General features: G+C 60.7%; 15 protein-coding genes and 1 riboswitch. Of the genes, 3 read left to right on the top strand and 12 right to left on the bottom strand.

Annotated elements, in window-relative coordinates:
- Window positions 1-149: 149 nt before the first annotated feature.
- The 10 genes from alr to C8D99_RS01775 form a co-directional block, all read right to left on the bottom strand.
- On the bottom strand, window positions 150-1,244 hold the full coding sequence (gene alr / locus C8D99_RS01820; RefSeq protein WP_243833801.1) for an alanine racemase: 1,095 nt from the start codon (window positions 1,242-1,244) through the stop codon (window positions 150-152).
- Window positions 1,245-1,334: 90 nt separating this feature from the next.
- Entirely contained in the window at window positions 1,335-2,729 is a 1,395-nt protein-coding gene (locus C8D99_RS01815; protein WP_133955721.1) for an alanine/glycine:cation symporter family protein, read from the bottom strand.
- Between the two features lie 240 nt (window positions 2,730-2,969).
- On the bottom strand, window positions 2,970-4,118 hold the full coding sequence (gene grdD, locus C8D99_RS01810; protein ID WP_133955719.1) for a glycine/sarcosine/betaine reductase complex component C subunit alpha: 1,149 nt from the start codon (window positions 4,116-4,118) through the stop codon (window positions 2,970-2,972).
- 15 nt (window positions 4,119-4,133) lie between these two features.
- Window positions 4,134-5,663 (bottom strand): glycine/sarcosine/betaine reductase complex component C subunit beta, encoded by a 1,530-nt coding sequence (gene grdC, locus C8D99_RS01805; RefSeq protein WP_133955717.1) that lies wholly within the window; start codon window positions 5,661-5,663, stop codon window positions 4,134-4,136.
- Between the two features lie 78 nt (window positions 5,664-5,741).
- A complete protein-coding gene (grdB, locus tag C8D99_RS01800; RefSeq protein WP_133955715.1) occupies window positions 5,742-7,049 on the bottom strand; it encodes a glycine reductase complex selenoprotein B in 1,308 nt (435 codons plus the stop codon).
- Window positions 7,050-7,066: 17 nt separating this feature from the next.
- Window positions 7,067-7,543: a glycine/sarcosine/betaine reductase complex selenoprotein A gene (gene grdA, locus C8D99_RS01795; protein ID WP_133955713.1), complete on the bottom strand. Its 477-nt coding sequence runs from the start codon at window positions 7,541-7,543 to the stop codon at window positions 7,067-7,069.
- 68 nt (window positions 7,544-7,611) lie between these two features.
- A complete protein-coding gene (locus C8D99_RS01790) occupies window positions 7,612-8,898 on the bottom strand; it encodes a glycine/sarcosine/betaine reductase component B subunit (RefSeq protein ID WP_133955711.1) in 1,287 nt (428 codons plus the stop codon).
- A gap of 33 nt (window positions 8,899-8,931) precedes the next feature.
- Window positions 8,932-9,252, bottom strand: coding sequence for a thioredoxin family protein (locus C8D99_RS01785; protein WP_133955709.1), 321 nt, complete (start codon window positions 9,250-9,252; stop codon window positions 8,932-8,934).
- Between the two features lie 16 nt (window positions 9,253-9,268).
- Window positions 9,269-9,691 carry a GrdX family protein gene (locus tag C8D99_RS01780; RefSeq protein WP_208321034.1) on the bottom strand — a complete coding sequence of 141 codons (423 nt, stop codon included), beginning with the start codon at window positions 9,689-9,691 and terminating at the stop codon, window positions 9,269-9,271.
- A gap of 97 nt (window positions 9,692-9,788) precedes the next feature.
- Window positions 9,789-9,896: riboswitch (glycine riboswitch) on the bottom strand.
- A 128-nt stretch (window positions 9,897-10,024) separates the two neighbouring features.
- On the bottom strand, window positions 10,025-11,359 hold the full coding sequence (locus C8D99_RS01775; RefSeq protein ID WP_133955707.1) for a sodium-dependent transporter: 1,335 nt from the start codon (window positions 11,357-11,359) through the stop codon (window positions 10,025-10,027).
- Between the two features lie 235 nt (window positions 11,360-11,594).
- Here C8D99_RS01775 and C8D99_RS01770 point away from each other — a divergent pair, with 235 nt between their 5' ends.
- The 3 genes from C8D99_RS01770 to hypE are packed head-to-tail and all read left to right on the top strand — an operon-like array spanning window position 11,595 to window position 13,886.
- Window positions 11,595-11,834, top strand: coding sequence for a HypC/HybG/HupF family hydrogenase formation chaperone (locus tag C8D99_RS01770; protein WP_133955705.1), 240 nt, complete (start codon window positions 11,595-11,597; stop codon window positions 11,832-11,834).
- Window positions 11,824-12,891, top strand: coding sequence for a hydrogenase formation protein HypD (hypD, locus tag C8D99_RS01765; RefSeq protein WP_133955703.1), 1,068 nt, complete (start codon window positions 11,824-11,826; stop codon window positions 12,889-12,891). Before C8D99_RS01770 ends, hypD begins: the two co-directional genes overlap by 11 nt.
- Window positions 12,888-13,886 (top strand): hydrogenase expression/formation protein HypE, encoded by a 999-nt coding sequence (gene hypE / locus C8D99_RS01760; protein ID WP_133955701.1) that lies wholly within the window; start codon window positions 12,888-12,890, stop codon window positions 13,884-13,886. The genes hypD and hypE overlap by 4 nt, the downstream gene beginning before the upstream one ends.
- 48 nt (window positions 13,887-13,934) lie before the next feature.
- Here hypE and C8D99_RS01755 read toward each other — a convergent pair whose 3' ends face one another.
- Complete coding sequence (locus C8D99_RS01755) at window positions 13,935-14,714, bottom strand: TIGR00282 family metallophosphoesterase (RefSeq protein ID WP_133955699.1); 780 nt, start codon at window positions 14,712-14,714, stop codon at window positions 13,935-13,937.
- Between the two features lie 7 nt (window positions 14,715-14,721).
- Complete coding sequence (gene rny, locus C8D99_RS01750) at window positions 14,722-16,245, bottom strand: ribonuclease Y (protein ID WP_243833800.1); 1,524 nt, start codon at window positions 16,243-16,245, stop codon at window positions 14,722-14,724.
- Window positions 16,246-16,257: the final 12 nt, after the last annotated feature.

Genomic DNA, 16,257 nt, shown 5'->3' with positions numbered 1-16,257 from the left:
TGGTCTTCGGGAAGCCAGTCCTCAATGGACTGGGGGAGTATGTACGGAGTCGCTCTGTCTACTGTCTGGAATCTGGTCACCATGCTCTTTCGCCGCCTTTGGTCGGGATGAGTCTATTTTATCCGATGTGGCCTAAGTCCGACAGGCTCCTAGGAGTTGTAGACCCTCGGAACCCTTCTGAGGAACATGATGGGGACTTCGTAGTTGATGGTGTTTCTGGCGGCGGCAATCTCCTCGGGGGTAATGTGTTCACTCCCCTGCCGCCCGATGAGGACCACCTCGTCGCCCACCTTCACGTCCATGCCGGTGACGTTGACCATCATCTGGTCCATGCAGATGTTCCCGGCATGGGGAACCCGTTTTCCGCCGATGAGGACGTCCACCTTCATGGAGAGTGCCCTGGAATAGCCGTCGGCGTACCCTACGGGGAGCACCGCGAGCCGCTCTTCTCCCCTGGTCATGTACTTCAGCCCGTAGCCCACGCCGTTCCCCCGGGACAGTTCTTTCACGAGGGCCACTTCCGTCTTCACCTCGAAGGTGGGAAGAAGGTCGATGGACCGTACGCATTCCGCGGAGGGATACATGCCGTACAGGATAACTCCGGGACGGACTCCGTCGAGATACTTGTCCGGGCAGGCAAGGATCCCGGCACTGTTGCAGGCATGGCGGAAGGGGATGGGAACTCCCCGGGCCTCCGCCGCTGCCAGAGCTTCCTTCAGCCCGGAGAACTGGTACTCCGTAAAATCGAGACGCCGCTCGTCCGCCGTGGCGAAGTGGGTGTACATTCCCTCCAGGAAGAGCCCGGGCAGGGTTTGCAGCTCGTCGAGGACGGCGGGAATCTCCCTCGGGAGGAACCCGATGCGGCTCATCCCCGTGTCCACCTTCACGTGGACCGGCATTTTCCTGCCCTGCCTGACCGCCTCGCCGCTGAGGACACGGGCAAAGGAAAGATCGGTGATCGTTGCCGTGACACCCTGCCTGACATATTCCGCCGCCGATCTGGCGGGTGTGGGTCCGAGGACGAGGATGGGCGCGGTGACGCCACTTTCCCGAAGCTCGAAGGCCTCGTCGGGGATGGCCACGGCAAAACGGCGGCATCCCGCTTCCGAAAGGGATTTGCAGACCTGGTGAACACCGTGCCCGTAGGCATCGGCTTTAATGACTCCGAAAATCTCCGGCCCCGGCCCCACATGGCGCCGTATGGCCAGAAAATTGGCTTGCACGTTCGCAAGATTGACTTCCATTCGCGTGGCGCGGTGCATGAGGATCCCCTTCCTTCCCGAAAAAAAGGGGACGGAATCCCGTCCCCTTTTTCCGAACCTGCCGTTGTTTCGTTAGATCTTCAGGGTGCCGTTCCGGCGCTTTTCGTCGAAGTCCTTTACGAGCTTTCTCAGCTCGCCGGAGAGGATGAGAAGGGCCACGAGGTTGGGGATCGCCATGAGGCCGTTCAGAGTGTCGGCCATATCCCACAGGTTGTCGAGGAAGGCCTTGCCGTCGCCGAGAAACACGCCGCCTGCCGCGCCGAGGACGATGAAGGCAATCCAGAGAATCTTCAGGACGGGAATGACCTTCGTTCCGAAGATGTAGGTGCCGCAGGTCTCGCTGTACCAGTACCAGCCGAGGATGGTGGAGAAGGCGAAGAGAGCCAGCCCCACGGAGAGGATCATGGTGCCCGTACCGCCGAGGACGGCTTCAAAGGCGGACAGGGAGAGCTTGGCTCCGGAGAGCTCCGGCTGCCCCGTCAGCACACCGCTGGTGAGAATGGCAAGAGCGGTAAGGGTGCAGATGACGATGGTGTCGGTGAACACTTCGAAGAGGCCGTACATGCCCTGGCGGACAGGATGGTCCACCACTGCGGTGGCATGAACCATGGGAGCGGAGCCGAGACCGGCCTCGTTGGAGAAGACGCCCCGGGCAATACCCCGGGTGATGGCCGCCTTGACCGCCCAGCCGGCGATGGCGCCGGGCATGGCCATGGGATCGCTGAAGGCATACTTCACGGCATTGCTGAAGGCCGGCACGATCTGTTCGGTGTGGGTGGCAACCACGAGGATGGCGCCTACGATGTAGAAGATGGCCATGAAGGGCACAAGGTAGGTGGTGACCTCGGAGATCCGTTTCAGGCCGCCGATGATGACGAGAGCGGTGAGCACGGCAACCGCCACGCCGGTATAGATGTTGGGGATGCCGAAGCCGAGGTTGAAGCCTTCAGCGGTGGAGTTGGCCTGGACAGCGCAGCCGATGCCGAAGGAGGCGAGGAATCCGAAGAGGGCGAAGAGCCAGGCGAGCCATTTCTGACCGGCGGCCTTGTCGAGGATGTACATGGTGCCGCCCCGCCAGTTGCCCAGTTCGTCCTTTTCACGGAACCTGACTGCCAGGGTGACTTCTGCCATCTTCGTGGTCATGCCGAATACTGCGGAAACGAGCATCCAGAAGAGGGCTCCGGGACCGCCGAGGTGAAGGGCCGTGGCGACTCCCGCGATGTTGCCCGTTCCCACGGTGGAGGCGAGAGCGGTGGAGAGGGCTGCGAAGGAGGAGATGGCGCCTTCGCCTTCCTTCTTCTTGCCGAGGTTGCCGAATACTTCCTTGAACATAAGACCAAAATAACGAAGCTGGGGCACACCGAGAACGATGGTGAGGTAAACGCCGGTGCCAACCAGGAGGGCCAGCATCCAGGGCCCCCATACGATACCGTTGATAATCCCGTTGATCCTCATTACTTCCTGCATAACTTGCGATTCCCCCTCTCATGTTATTCAGCGCGGAAACTTCCTCCCCTCCGGACTCTCCCGGGAAGGGGGTGCCTCAAAAACAGAAAAAACGGTGGAATCTGGAACAGGGCGCAGGTTTGAGTCCGCTTTCACCCCCTTTAATGTACGAATAGGTTTATTCTTTCAGAAAAATTATAGCACAGATCATTCTTCTGAAAAGAGAAAAGGGAAGGCGAAATCAGCCTTCCCCAACTAATGTCAAATATATCCGCCGGCTTTGAGAATGTCTTCGGCCTTGCCGAGATGTTTCCCTGGCACCTTGATCACGGGACCGGTGCATCCCATGGAGGATTCGGCATAAATGCCCTCTTTCCAGAGGACTTTGACGCCGTCTTCAATGGACAGGACGTCCACGCCGTGGATCTCCTCGTCGGTGGGCTCTGCGGGAGGAGCGGTCACCAGGTCGGTGCAGGGGGCTTTCGGGGCGAGCCCTTCGAGCACGGCGTCCAGGCCTGCCTTCCGCGCCGCGGCAAGCTCCGCCGCCACCTTTTCCGGCAATTTTCCCGCCGCAGCCCTGGCGGTATACTCCAGGGCGCCTGCGATGACCGGGGCTCCGGAGGCCCTGGAGATGATGGAAATGATCCTGTTCCACCCCTCCCCCGCCGAGGGGCCGTAGCCCCATCCGAGGGATTCGTAGGATCCTCCGGTGGTGAAGGAGGAGAACATCTTCATGAGCACGTTGCCCGTGAGGGTGTCGGTGACGCAGACATCGACGGCTCCGGCGAGGATGTCGTTCCCCCTGAGGACCGCTCCGCCGTCCTTCCGGACACTGGCGCCGAAGGACACGGGGTATCCCTTTTCCTTCAGGCTATTGAGGGCCTTGTAGGCAAGCTGGGCACCGTCCACGTTAAGGATTCCCACCGTGGGGTTTTCCAGGCCGATGGACTTGGCTGCCGCGATGCCGTACAGGGCGTTCCTGACCATGGCCTCCACCCTGCCCACTGCGGAGGTGCCGGTGGACGAGGCAAGGATCATGGGTTTTCCCCTGCCGGGGGTCACAACCCTTCCTATGGTGGTGACACCCAGGGGGAAGGGATAGTGGAGGGCAACCGCTCCGGCGATCCTTCCGTCGGAAAGGGCTTTCTCCATGGCCTTCGCCACGTCCTCCTCGCAGTCCGGGGTCTCGATCCACGCCAGGTCCCCGAAGCCGGGGATCCTCGGACCGATCATGACCACCCCGATCCGGGACGAATTTTCCTGGGCCAGCCTGGCTCCCCGGGCGAGTTCCTCCGCCCCGAGCTCGCTGCCCATGGCCATGAGACCCACGGAAATCCGGGGGCCTCCCGACCGGGCGTCGGATACGATCTCCGCCAGGGCTTCGCCTATGAGCTTCCTGATGTCAGACATGGTCTTTCCTCCCGTCTACAGCTTTCCTGACAGTTCGGAGAGAACCTCCAGGAGAAGGGCCTTGATGTCGTCTTTGGAAACCGCGGCTCCGGTCTCCTTTTTTCCGGAAGCAGGCTCGAGCAGGAAAGATGCCCCGTCTGCAAGGTTCGTGAGCCTGGCCAGGAAGAGGCTTCCCTTGCCGATGATCATGGCCCGGTTCATGGTTCCCGCCTTCAGGGCCTCGCAGGCGTGCCCTATGAAGGGCACTCCCGAGGGGATGTGCCCCTGGGTGTGGGCAAACCCGGGAACCCCCCGCTCCTTGACGAAGGTCATCATGTCCGCCTTCTCTATGGCTTTCTTTGTAACCGCGAGAGCGGCAGTCATCTTGATGTTCGCCAGGGGCACGTCGCCCGCTCCCGCAGGGAGTGTGATCTCGTTGATGTGCAGTTCGGCGGCGTACTTGTCCACGTCCATGAAGGAAAGCCCAGCCCGCTCCAGGGGATCGAGGATGAGGGCGGTGGTGACGGCCTGGGGAGACGATCCTGCGCCCACGGTGTGCTTGCCGAGGACGTCAAGCCTCATGACGGGGTTCGTTCCGTCGTCGGGAACAAGAAGAACGGCAAAGTTTCCGAGGCAGTCCTCCAGGGCGGGCATTTTCTTCTTCACGTGGTCCCGTCCGTTCATGTAGAGTTTCGGAATGGCTCCCCCGGCGAGCACGACGCAGTTTTTCCGTGCGCCGGAAGCCACCTGGGTCGCACCGGCGATCATGGCGTTGACGGGACCGGCGCAGAAGCTCCGGACGTCGCAGCCGCTGGCGTTGACGCACCCGGCGATTTCAGCGATGGCCTTGGCGAAGTTTCCTCCGGCCCGCTGGTTCATGTCGCCCGCGCCTTCCTCGGAGCATTCGATGACGAAATCCACCTCTTCGGGAGCCATGCCCGTGTTCTTCAGCAGGTGAAGGAGGGAGAGCACTCCCCCTGCCTTGCAGGCGAGGTTCTCGAGAAGCACGTAGGCGAAGAGGCAGTCGTCCACTTCGTGGCCGTTCCGGGCACAGCCCACGACCTTTCCGCTGAAGTACAGGGGGAGGGCCTTTTTGTGAGCTACCTCACCGGCGATCTCGTCGGCGGAATGGCCTGCCTCGAGGCGGGCGAGCAGCTTATCGTTCATCACAGGACTTGCGGCAAGCTTTTCCCTGACCGAAGCGGCAAAGGAAGTCTCCAGCCAGATGATGTCGAAGACATCGCATATATCCATCAGCCCGAGGAACTCGTCCTCCGGCATGATTTCTCCGTAAGCTCCATAGCGGCCCGATCCGGCGATCCTGTTGCCGTGCCAGGGCTGCGGGGAGTTTTCCAGGGCTTCGAGGGTCATCCCGCCGATGTAGGCCTGGTTGGGGGCATAGTCCCTGGCTTCCTCGTATTTCTGCATGAAGGACGGCAGTTCCCGAAGGAACTCGGTCTCACCCTTCGTCTCTCGTTCAATGAACGGCGTGTTCCCGTAATGGAATCCCGTCTCGGGAGCGTGGTTCAGGCAATAGGCATATCCTTTGATTCCTGCGGTGGCCATGGGGGTCCAACCTCCTTGTGCTGTTCTCTCGTGAGCTGCGGGGCCCGGATGCTCTCCGGGCCCCCGCATGGGCGTCCGTCAGTCGGCGAATACCGTCTGATCGGAAATTTCCGTCTGAAGCGCCTTCAGGGCTTTTTCCACCATGTGGCGCCGGATCTCCTTCTCTTCTTCCATGGTCCTCGTGGGGTCGCCGAGGGGATGGGGAATGGCTATGGCGGGAACGATCCTGTTCGCTCCCACGGTGAGGGAGATGGGAACTATGGTGCAAATGTGTACCACGGGAAGGCCTGCACGCTCGATTTCCTTGACCATCGTTGCGCCGCAACGAGTGCAGGTGCCTCAGGTGGAGGTGAGAATGACGGCGGTGACGCCGTCGGCGATGAGCCTGCGGGCAATTTCTTCGGCGAAGCGCTTCGAGCTGGCCACGGCCGTGCCGTTGCCCACGGTGGTATAGAACTTGTTGTGGAGTTTCTTGAAGACACCCGCTTTTTCCATGTCCCGAAGGACGTCCACGGGAAGGACCCTGTCAGCGTCCTGGTCTGCGTAGGTGGCGTCGTAGCCGCCGTGGGCAGTGCAGTAGCCGTCGGAAGTGAGGTCCATAACGCCGGTGATGTCATACTCGCCGAACTTGCTGGCGCTGGAGGCCTCGATGTGGTCGGGGTTGCCCTTGGGGCAAATACCGCCGGAGGTGACCAGGGCGATGACCGCATTCTTCATGTCCTTCACGGCAGGGTTGGGAGCAACCCGGTCGAAAACGGGCATGGGGTACTCGGTGACGAAGGGCTCTCCCTTGAGCTTGGCGGTGAACATGTCCACCGCCCGCTCGGCGGCGAGCTTGTCGTAGAACTTGTTCTTCCTGACGCCCCGTTCGATGTAGCCTTCCTCCGCAGGGGTGCCGATATGTTCGCCCTTCAGGAGCTTCAGGACGAGGCCGGCCATGGCGGGAACGGCTTTCCTCATGCCGGCGGCGCTGTCAGGGGTTTCCACGATGTAGAAACTTTTCTTGTACATCTCCACGCCGGGGTTCTCGGGATACATTCCGGAAACCGCGGGAATGCCGAGCTGCTTCACCACGGCCTCGCACAGAGCGCCGCAGGCGGTGCCGTACCGTCCGGCGTTGAACGCCGGGCCGGCGACCACCGCGTCGGGTTTGTACTTTTTCATCATGTCGAGAATTTCGGCGGACGCCTTCTCCATGTTGGAAGCGAAATAGGAGTCTCCGCAGACAACTGTGGCAACTATCTCGGCATCCGTTCCAAGAGCGGCCTTCAGGGCCATTCCCGGCCCGACGACTCCCTCCCGGATTTCGGGAGTGACGTCAGCCTTCTCTTCGCCGCCGATGCCGGCGTAGAACTGATTTATATAATGTATGATCCGGTATGACACAATTACTCCCTCCCCTCTTATAGGGCGTACTTGCTGAACTGTGCCCGAATGCCGCTCACGGCTTCAGACAGCTTCTCGGGGTCGAGCACCATTTCCATCATGCTGATCTGCTCTTCCCAGGCGTTTGCGTCGCATTCGTCCCGAATCTCCTGTTCAAAGACATGGTATACGGCGAGTCCAGACTGGACTCCGGCCAGGGGACCTGCATAGGTGGGGTCTCCGTTGCTTACCGTTTCGGCGTAGATTTCAGCGCCTTCGGCATCGGAGGAACCCAGAATCACGACCACGTTTTCCGGGCCGTACTTCTCAGCGGCATCCTTGATGCGCTGCTGGTTCTGCAGATCCATGGCTCCTGCGGCGGTTCAGACGAAGCATTCGGTCACCGAGAAGACGATATCGGCGCCGCTGTCCTTTAAGCATGCTTCCATGGCGGGGCCGGGAACGCCGTCGCGCTCACCGAGCAGCAGTACTTTTTTGCCTGCCAGTTTTGCCATGCTGTGACACCTCCTTGTCATAGTGGGGCCTTTCCGCCCGATGGCGGAACAGCCTCCGGTCATTCGGATCAGATGGTGTAGGCTCCGAGCTTCGTGAAGCCGAGCTCGCTGGTGGCTCCGAGGATGGCCTGGAGCTCCACGGTGATGGTTCCGTCGGCGGCGAGGGATCCCTGCCAGCCTCCGGCGATGATATTGGCTTCCTCGGGAACGCCGATGACCTTCTTCATGGGAGGAAGGACGATCACTTCGTTGGCGTTTCCTGCGGTGACGCAGGCGTCTCCCTCGGGGCAGGAGTCGGCGAGGGACTGGCTCGCGCCGTCCTGGCCGGCGTATTCGTCGGTGAGGAGGGTGGTCTTGATCCCGGCCCGCTCCGCCTTCCAGCAGTTCATGATCAGGTCGGCGTCGGGATTGCCGAAACCTTCCTCGGAGATGAGCAGACCATCAACACCGAGGGTCTTCGCCAGCTTGATGGAATAGGAGGAGCACCTCTTCTTGTCGGCAAGGGTCACGTTTTCGTTGGTGACGATGCAGCCGAGGAAGTTGAAGTCCTTGCCGTGGCGCCTGAACATGTGGTGGATCACCGGGTTGTTCTGGTGGGAGTACGTGTTGTTCTTGTCGCAGGCGGACACGCAGTTGCCCGAAACGATGGCTCCATCCATGACTTCCGTGGGGTTGAGGAAGGTGGGAAGGATCTTTTTCACGTCAACGCCGTAGAGGTAGGTGTCGTGAAGAAGTCCCTGGGACTGGAGCATGTACAGGTAGGCGACCTTCGGCAGTCCCGGATGGGCCGCCACGGCGTCCTTCAGGCAGGGGGTCTCGTAGGTCTCGACCTCGTCGGCGGGCGTGCCGAGGCACTTTTCTGCCAGGTAGGCCGCAGCCTTCAGCCCGGCCATCCTGCAGGCGGTCTCGTAATCGTGCTTGTCGATTCCCTCGACGTTCTCGAGAATGACCACGACATTGCAGGTCCCGGAGTAGGGAGTGTATTCCGCTCCCGGCCCGGTCATGTCGATAATGCCTTCCTGGAAGCGGACGATCTTTCCGGTGGTGACAACGGCGGCTCCCGAAAGGACGAGGGTCTTGCCCTCGCCGACGGTTTCCACGTCGGACACCATGCCCGGGAACACTCCTCCGGGGCCTTCCATCTTGAAGCGGGGCTCCACTACGTCCTTCACGGGAAGGATGCGGACGCTTTCGCCGGGAAGGGCTATGTCCACGTCCACCTTCGCAAGCCGTTCATCGCCGGCGAGAACGGAAAGGAGTTCCTCTTTGTTCACCGTCAGCACACCGCCCCGGGCAAAGGTCTTGTCTCCCCAGGCCAGCTTGTTGATTTTCACTTTGTGCAGCTCGAGTCTCATGGTTGTCTGTTTCCCCCCTTTTGGGCGCGAAGGCTACTTCAGAAGAGCCTCCACATTTTCCCGGATCTTCTCCAGGGTCACATCTCCGCCGCTGATCCTGGCGACTTCCGCACCGTCCTTCCAGAACAGGAACGTGGGAAGGCCCATGACCTTGTTCGCGATGGCAACTCTCCGGTTCTCGGAAACATCCACGGAACAGAACTTCACCTTACCCTCGTACTCCTCAGCCATCTTATGGACATTGGGGAGCAGCGCCATGCAGGGACCGCACTTGGGGCCCCAGAAGTCAACGAGCACGGGAAGAGCGCTCTCCTTGACCTCGGCGTCAAAATTCTCCTTCGTCAATTCAACCATTATCCTTCACCTCCTTTCAATGATCTGTTTTCAAAGATTCCCGGGGCCAGAGGCCGTAGCGGGAAAGGCTTTCCTTCATGAGCTCGGCGTCGATAAAGGCATAATCATCCCGGACCGTGCCGGGCATTCCCTTGTCCGAGAGAATCCGCTCCTTCTCTGCGGAATAGACACCGAGGGCGTTTTCCACATACTCGAGGGACTGGAGATCGAGAGGCGGCCGGGGTTCACCGGCGGGACGCTCCAGGAGGACGGAGCGGTACGGATGCTGATGGGGGCGGAGATTTCCGTACAGGGGGTGGGACAGCAGAACCCAGCCCATGTGGACAAAATCTCTCGACCGCAGGAGAACAGACAGAGAGTTCCCGTCGACGAAATCGCAGGACGGGATGGTGTTCCGCAAAAGGGGATTGTTGGTAACAAGAAGCCTGCGACAGGACATTCAACTGCCTCCCTATGCCTATAGGTAAGACACTCTCTGTCGCATAGCCCCGGAGAGGAGGGAAACCGCATCGGGGGAGCTATTCATTTCAGAGATCCGTCCGGCCGCAATCCTTTCGCCTGAGAGTTTCCGCCGGCACTGTTCGGCCGGCCTTGCCCCTTCGGCGCTTTCCTTCGTGCGGGAAAGTCTCTCTTGCGGCGTTCATCCGGAGATCATGTTTATTTTACACAATGAAAAAAAGGAGTCAAGTCTTTTTGTGAATGGAACAACAAAATAAGAATTCCGGAAAAATAGGGGCCCCCGCAGGGGCCCCGGTACAACGGCTGTTGCCGGCTACCACTTCAGGCCGGTGATGAAGATGTAGAGGATGGCGGCAGGAGCAATGACCCGGCAGACCCAGATCCACAGCTCCATAATCCCGAAGGAAAGGGTTCCTTCGTTGGTGACTTCCTTCCGTGCGTCGGCCGTCCAGATCCAGCCCACGAAGAGGGCAATGAACACGCCGCCCAGGGGCAGAAGGACGTTGGATGAAATGAAGTCCATGGCGTCGAGGAAGTCCTTCCCCGCGATCTTCGGCGCTCCGGTCAGGGACATGGCGGAAGGAATGCCGAGGGCGAAGATGAGGAATCCCATGATCCATGCGGCTTTGGGCCTGCTCCATCCCTTGTCGATGAAGTAGGCCGCCACCACTTCGAGAAGGGAGATGGCCGACGTCAGGGCGGCAATGAAGAGAAGCAGGAAGAACAGGGCTGACCAGATCGTCCCTCCGGCCATCTTGGCAAAGACCGATGGAAGGGTGACGAAGGTCAGGCCGGGACCGGCGCCTGCGTCCACTCCGAAGGCAAAGACCGCCGGGAAAATGGCGAGTCCCGCGAGGATGGCAACGGCTGTGTCAATGACGCACACCTGGATGGCTGAACCGGGAAGGCCGGTCTGCTTGTCCACGTAGCTTCCGTAGGTGATCATGCAGCCCATACCCAGGGAAAGAGAGAAGAAAGCCTGTCCCAGGGCTGCCGCGATGGAACTTCCGGTGATCTTGGAGAAGTCGGGCTTGAGGTAGAACTCAAGTCCCTTGCCCGCACCCTCGAGGGTCACGGAGCGGACGATGAGGATGAGAAGGATGATGAAAAGGGCCGGCATGAGGATCTTGCAGTACTTCTCGATGCCTTCGCCGATTCCCTTGTAGACCACCCAGATGGTCATGAGCATGAAGATCGCCTGGTACAGGATTACCTGCGGGGTGTTGGTGACGAAACCGCCGAACACGTCTCCCGCCTTGCCTGCGGCAGCTTCGGTCATGAGGCCGCCGAAGGACCAGATGAAATACTTGATGGTCCAGCCTCCGATGACAGCGTAGAACGAAAGAATCATGAATCCCGCGACAACGCCCATCCAGCCCACGATGGGCCATGCGCCGCCCCTGAGCTTCTCGAAGGAGCCGACTGCATTGAGCTGGGCCTTTCTGCCTATGGCCATCTCGGCGAGCATGACGGAGAAGCCGAGGACAAAAATGATGGCAAGATAAACAAGGACGAACGCCGCTCCGCCGTTCTGGCCCGTTACGTACGGAAAACGCCAGATGTTTCCGAGTCCGACCGCCGATCCGGCAGCCGCCAGTATAAATCCGATTCTGCTTCCCCAATGTTCCCGATGGGCTTCCTGTGCCATTATTCCCATACCCCTCCTTCGTTTTCTGTGATCAGATGTTGGAACACGTTCATACTGTTCGATACCGCTCTTTCCCGGGCGTCACCCACCTTTCACTATTCCGCGTGTTTTCTTAATATAGAATAATCGAAGCATATTATAGCACCCTCCTTCCATCTTTCCACTCCATGAAAATGTATTTTCTTCATTCTCCGGTCATTCTGGAGTACAATAGCCCGGAAAAGGAGGAGTTTTCATGTGTCTTGCCGTTCCCCACACCATCAAGGAAATTCTTGGAGAGAACCGGGCTCTTGCCTCGGCGGGCGCCGTTCGCACGGAAATCCGCACCGATCTCCTGGATGATGTCGTCCCCGGCGATACGGTCCTCGTCCATGCCGGATTCGCCATAGAAAAGCTCTCCCCGGAGGACTCGGAGGAACTGAAGAGCCTCTGGGACGAACTGCGGGCTCTTGCGGGAGAACCCTATGCCCATTAATGCCCCTTCCGTCGCTGAGCTGCTGGGAAAGATCTCCAGGACACCACTTTCGGTGATGGAAGTCTGCGGAACCCATACGGTTTCCATATTCCGTTCCGGCATCAGGTCCGTCCTTCCCCCGACCCTGCGGCTTGTCTCCGGCCCGGGTTGCCCCGTGTGCGTCACCGACCAGGGTGAGATCGAAGCCGCCCTTTCTCTTCTCGACAGGGGAGCTGTGGTGGCAGCCTACGGGGACATGTTCAAGGTTCCCTGCGAAGGAGGGTCCCTGGCGTCGAAGCGGTCCCGGGGTCTTGACGCCAGGGTGGTGACCGGAGCCATGGATGTCCTGTCCCTCGCGGAAGAATACAGCTCCCGGGAAGTGGTCTTTCTCGGCGTCGGCTTCGAGACCACAGCCCCGGCCACGGCTGCCCTCGTGGCAGAGGCGGCCCGGAGAGGGATCCGCAATCTCTCGGTCCTTTCGTTCCACAAGCGGACGCCGCCCGCAGTGGAGCTTCTCGCCGCGGACCCGGACCTCCGGCTTTCCGGCTTTCTCCTGCCAGGCCACGTATGCGTCATCCTCGGGCACGATCCCTTCCGTTTTCTTCCCGAAAAGTACGGCCTTCCCGGCGTGATAGCCGGCTTCGAACCGGACCAGATCCTTCTGGGCCTCGCGGACATCGTGAGACAGCACGAACAGGGTGCACCGGCCCTCCGTTCGGTGTACGGGAAAGCCGTGAAAAAGGAAGGGAACCCGAAAGCCCTCGGACTGCTTGAGGAAGTCTTCGAACACCGGGACACCGCGTGGAGGGGCATCGGGACCATTCCGGCCTCGGGGCTGGCACTGAAAAGGCCGTATGAATCCTTCGACGCGGAAAAGCGGTTCGGCATCTCTCTCCGTCCGGGCACTCCCCCGGCAGGCTGCCGGTGCGGCGAGGTGCTGACAGGAAAGATTATCCCGCCGGAATGCCCCCTGTTCCGCTCGGCATGTACTCCCCTGTCCCCCGTGGGCCCCTGCATGGTGTCCGGCGAGGGGACATGCGGAGCTTACTTCCGGTATTTCAAAGGAGACAGGTCATGAAGGACACAACAGTCACCCTGGGACACGGAAGCGGCGGGCGGCAGAGCGCAGAGCTCGTCTCGCAGCTGCTCGACTCCTTCAGGAAGCGGAATATCGGCCCCGAACTGGAAGACGCCGCCCTTCTTCCCGGAGGCTACGCCATGACGTTGGACGGCTTCACCGTGTCGCCCCGGAGATTCCCGGGCGGCGACATCGGGCACCTGTGCGTCTGCGGCTGCGCCAACGATCTGGCCGTCCGTGGCGCGAGCCCGGATTTCCTCGGCATCAGTCTTGTCCTCGAGGAGGGACTTTCTTCCGAAGAGGCTGCTTCGTACATGGAGAGCGCCGCTTCTACCTGCGCTCGTCTAGGCATGACCCTCGCCGCAGGAGACACAAAGGTGGTTCCCTCGGGGGCGGTGGACGGAATGATCATCACGGGCTGCGCCTTCGGCAGGATCCGGACGGCCCGGACCCTATCCATGACCGGTATTCATGAAGGGGACACCCTTCTCGTCACCACGTCCATCGGACGGCACGGAGCGGCCATAGCGTCCGCCCGGTTCGACCTCCCCGTGGAGGGGTTGCTGAGCGACTGCGCCCCCCTGTGGCCGGCCCTGAGTCCCCTTCTGCACCTCGAAGGGCTGCGCTGCATGAGGGACTGCACCAGAGGCGGGCTGGGCACTGTTCTCTGCGAGTGGGCGGAGGCCACGGGACTCCATTTCTCCCTCGACGAAGACGCCATCCCGGTGGGTTTCCAGGTACAATCCCTCTGCGACGTTCTCGGCTTCGACCCTCTCTACATGGCCTGCGAGGGGTGCGCCGCCCTTGCGGTGGCCCCTTCCGATGCCGACGAGGCCCTGCGGATCCTCAGGCAGTCCCCTCTCTGCGCGGACGCCGCCGTCATCGGCCGAGTCTCCTCCGCCGAGCCGAAGGGGATGGTCTCCATGAAGACCTCCATCGGGGGAGAACGGCTGGTGGATATGCCCTGGGGGGAGATTCTTCCGAGGATCTGCTGAAAGGCTAAGAATGAGCGGGGGAGGCTTAAAAGCCTCCCCCGCTCATTCTTAGTGAGATAATTTTTCGTTGATTCTGAGGATGTCCACAGCCCGTCCCGTCTCGTCGTCCAGGGTTACGGCCACCCCGTTGAGGGCCAGCCCTTCTCCCGAAACTTCGAACCTGGAAGGCATGCCGGTGAGAAACTTCGGGAGCACGCCTTCCATCTTCATTCCGATGGAGCTTCTGTGCCCTCCCGTCATTCCCGCATCAGTAATGCAGGCCGTTCCTCCGGGAAGAATTTCTTCGTCGGCGGTCTGCACATGGGTGTGGGTTCCGATCACCACAGCGGCCCGGCCGTCGAGATAATGGGCCAGCGCCTTTTTTTCCGATGTGGCCTCGGCGTGAAAATCGAGAAAAAGGGGAATCTGCCCCGCAGCGGCGAGAAGAACGTCCGCCTTCCTGAAGGGGCAGTCGATGGGGGGCATGAAAACCCTTCCCTGGAGGTTGGCCATGGCGAGGCGCCTGCCGTTTTTCTCCAGCACCGTCATTCCCTGTCCGGGGCATTCGTCCGGGTAGTTCGCCGGGCGGACGATCCGGGGCTCCGCCTCCAGGACGGCAACCCCTTCGGGCTTGTCCCAAATGTGGTTGCCCGATGTCATGCCGTCGATTCCGAGGCCGAAGAGTTCGTCGGCGATTTTTTTGGTGATTCCCTTCCCGGCGGCGGCGTTCTCGCAGTTGGCGATAACGAAGTCAAAACCGCCGCACCGCTCCCGGAGGAGGGGAAGCACCGCGGCAACCGCTTTGCGCCCGGGGCTTCCCATGATGTCTCCGATGAAGAGTATCCTCATTTTTCGCCTATTTCGCGTATTCCGTGGCCCTGGTCTCCCGCGTGACGGTGACCTTGATCTGGCCGGGATACTTCATTTCCTCCTCGATCTTCCGGGCGATGTCGAAGGCTATCTTGTGGACCACGCCGTCGTCGGATATGTTCGGGGACACCACCACCCGGACCTCCCTGCCCGCCTGAATGGCATAAGCCTTGCTCACGCCGTTGAACCCCTTGGCCAGCTCCTCGAGCTTTTCAAGGCGCTTGACGTAAGCGTCGAGGCTTTCCCTGCGGGCTCCGGGGCGGGAGGCGCTGACCGCGTCTGCGGCGGCCACGATGACGTCGTAGATGCTCTTCGCCTCCTGGTCTTCGTGGTGGGAAGCGATTGCGTTCACTATTTCGGGCGTTTCGTTGTACCGTCTGGCGAGGTCCGCCCCTATGAGGGCATGGGGCCCCTCAATCTGATGATCCACCGCCTTGCCGAGGTCGTGCAGAAGTCCGGCGCGGCGGGCAATTTCCTCGTCAATCCCCAGCTCAGCGGCGATCATGCCGGAAATGTAGGCAACCTCGAGGCTGTGCTGGAGAGCATTCTGTCCGTAGCTGAACCGGAACTTGAGCTGTCCGAGGGTGTGGACGAGCTCGGAATGCATGTTCTTGATTCCCGTTTCGAGCAGGGCGCTCTCGCCTGCTTCCACAATCTGTTCTTCCACGTCCCTGGTGGCCTTTTCGATGAGTTCCTCAATGCGGGCAGGGTGAATCCTGCCGTCGGTCACGAGACGCTCGAGGGAGAGCCGGGCGATTTCCCTGCGGACGGGGTCGAAGCTGCTGAGGGTCACCGCCTCGGGGGTGTCGTCCACGATGAGGTCAACGCCGGCGAGGGTTTCAAAGGTCCTGATGTTCCGTCCTTCCCTGCCGATGATTCTTCCCTTCATTTCGTCGGAGGGAAGATGGACGACGCTCACAGCCGCCTCGGAAGTATGTTCCACGGCGCAGCGCTGCACGGCAGTGACGATGATTTCCCTGGCCTTTCTCTCGGCCTCCCGCTTTGCCTTCTCCTCAAGCTCCTTGAGCCTGAGTCCGAGAATGTGCTGGGCGTCTTCCTCGGTCTGCCTGAGAAGGATATCCCGGGCAGTTTCCCTGGTCATCCCGGCGATTTCCTCGAGGCGTTCCATCTGCTTCCGCTTCGTCTCCTCGACTTCGAGCAGGCGGGCTTCCAGCTCCTCCTGCCTTCCTTTGAGCTCTTCCTCCCGGTGGGCTACCCGGTCGAGCTTGCGGTCAAGGTTCTCTTCCTTCTGTTCCAGCCGCCGCTCTGCCCTCTGGAGTTCGTTGCGGCGTTCCTTGCCTTCCCTCTCGATCTCCTGGCGGAGCCTGAAGATCTCTTCCTTGGCCTCGGTGAGCTTTTCCCGCTTGCTCTGTTCCGCTGCCACCTGGGCCTCTCTCAGGATATTCCTGGCCTGGGCTTTTGCGCTTTCAAGGTTTCGCGCCCCGAGGGTTTTGGAAAGAAGGAATCCCGCCCCTGTTCCGGCGGCAATTCCCACGACAATTGCGACCATTGCTGTCAAAAA

Source organism: Aminivibrio pyruvatiphilus, from assembly GCF_004366815.1.
Classification (GTDB): domain Bacteria; phylum Synergistota; class Synergistia; order Synergistales; family Aminobacteriaceae; genus Aminivibrio; species Aminivibrio pyruvatiphilus.
Note: the sequence above shows the minus strand (reverse complement) of the source record. Positions and strands in the feature narration are given on the sequence as shown.

What these genes read in the sequence shown, in the direction of transcription:
- C8D99_RS01785 (WP_133955709.1), bottom strand. Translation starts at nt 9,252, where the DNA reads ATGGTTGAATTGACGAAGGAGAATTTTGACGCCGAGGTCAAGGAGAGC.
- hypD (WP_133955703.1), top strand. Translation starts at nt 11,824, where the DNA reads ATGCCCATTAATGCCCCTTCCGTCGCTGAGCTGCTGGGAAAGATCTCC.
- C8D99_RS01780 (WP_208321034.1), bottom strand. Translation starts at nt 9,691, where the DNA reads ATGTCCTGTCGCAGGCTTCTTGTTACCAACAATCCCCTTTTGCGGAAC.
- rny (WP_243833800.1), bottom strand. Translation starts at nt 16,245, where the DNA reads ATGGTCGCAATTGTCGTGGGAATTGCCGCCGGAACAGGGGCGGGATTC.
- C8D99_RS01815 (WP_133955721.1), bottom strand. Translation starts at nt 2,729, where the DNA reads ATGCAGGAAGTAATGAGGATCAACGGGATTATCAACGGTATCGTATGG.
- grdD (WP_133955719.1), bottom strand. Translation starts at nt 4,118, where the DNA reads ATGTCTGACATCAGGAAGCTCATAGGCGAAGCCCTGGCGGAGATCGTA.
- hypE (WP_133955701.1), top strand. Translation starts at nt 12,888, where the DNA reads ATGAAGGACACAACAGTCACCCTGGGACACGGAAGCGGCGGGCGGCAG.
- grdC (WP_133955717.1), bottom strand. Translation starts at nt 5,663, where the DNA reads ATGGCCACCGCAGGAATCAAAGGATATGCCTATTGCCTGAACCACGCT.
- alr (WP_243833801.1), bottom strand. Translation starts at nt 1,244, where the DNA reads ATGGAAGTCAATCTTGCGAACGTGCAAGCCAATTTTCTGGCCATACGG.
- C8D99_RS01790 (WP_133955711.1), bottom strand. Translation starts at nt 8,898, where the DNA reads ATGAGACTCGAGCTGCACAAAGTGAAAATCAACAAGCTGGCCTGGGGA.
- C8D99_RS01775 (WP_133955707.1), bottom strand. Translation starts at nt 11,359, where the DNA reads ATGGCACAGGAAGCCCATCGGGAACATTGGGGAAGCAGAATCGGATTT.
- C8D99_RS01770 (WP_133955705.1), top strand. Translation starts at nt 11,595, where the DNA reads ATGTGTCTTGCCGTTCCCCACACCATCAAGGAAATTCTTGGAGAGAAC.
- C8D99_RS01755 (WP_133955699.1), bottom strand. Translation starts at nt 14,714, where the DNA reads ATGAGGATACTCTTCATCGGAGACATCATGGGAAGCCCCGGGCGCAAA.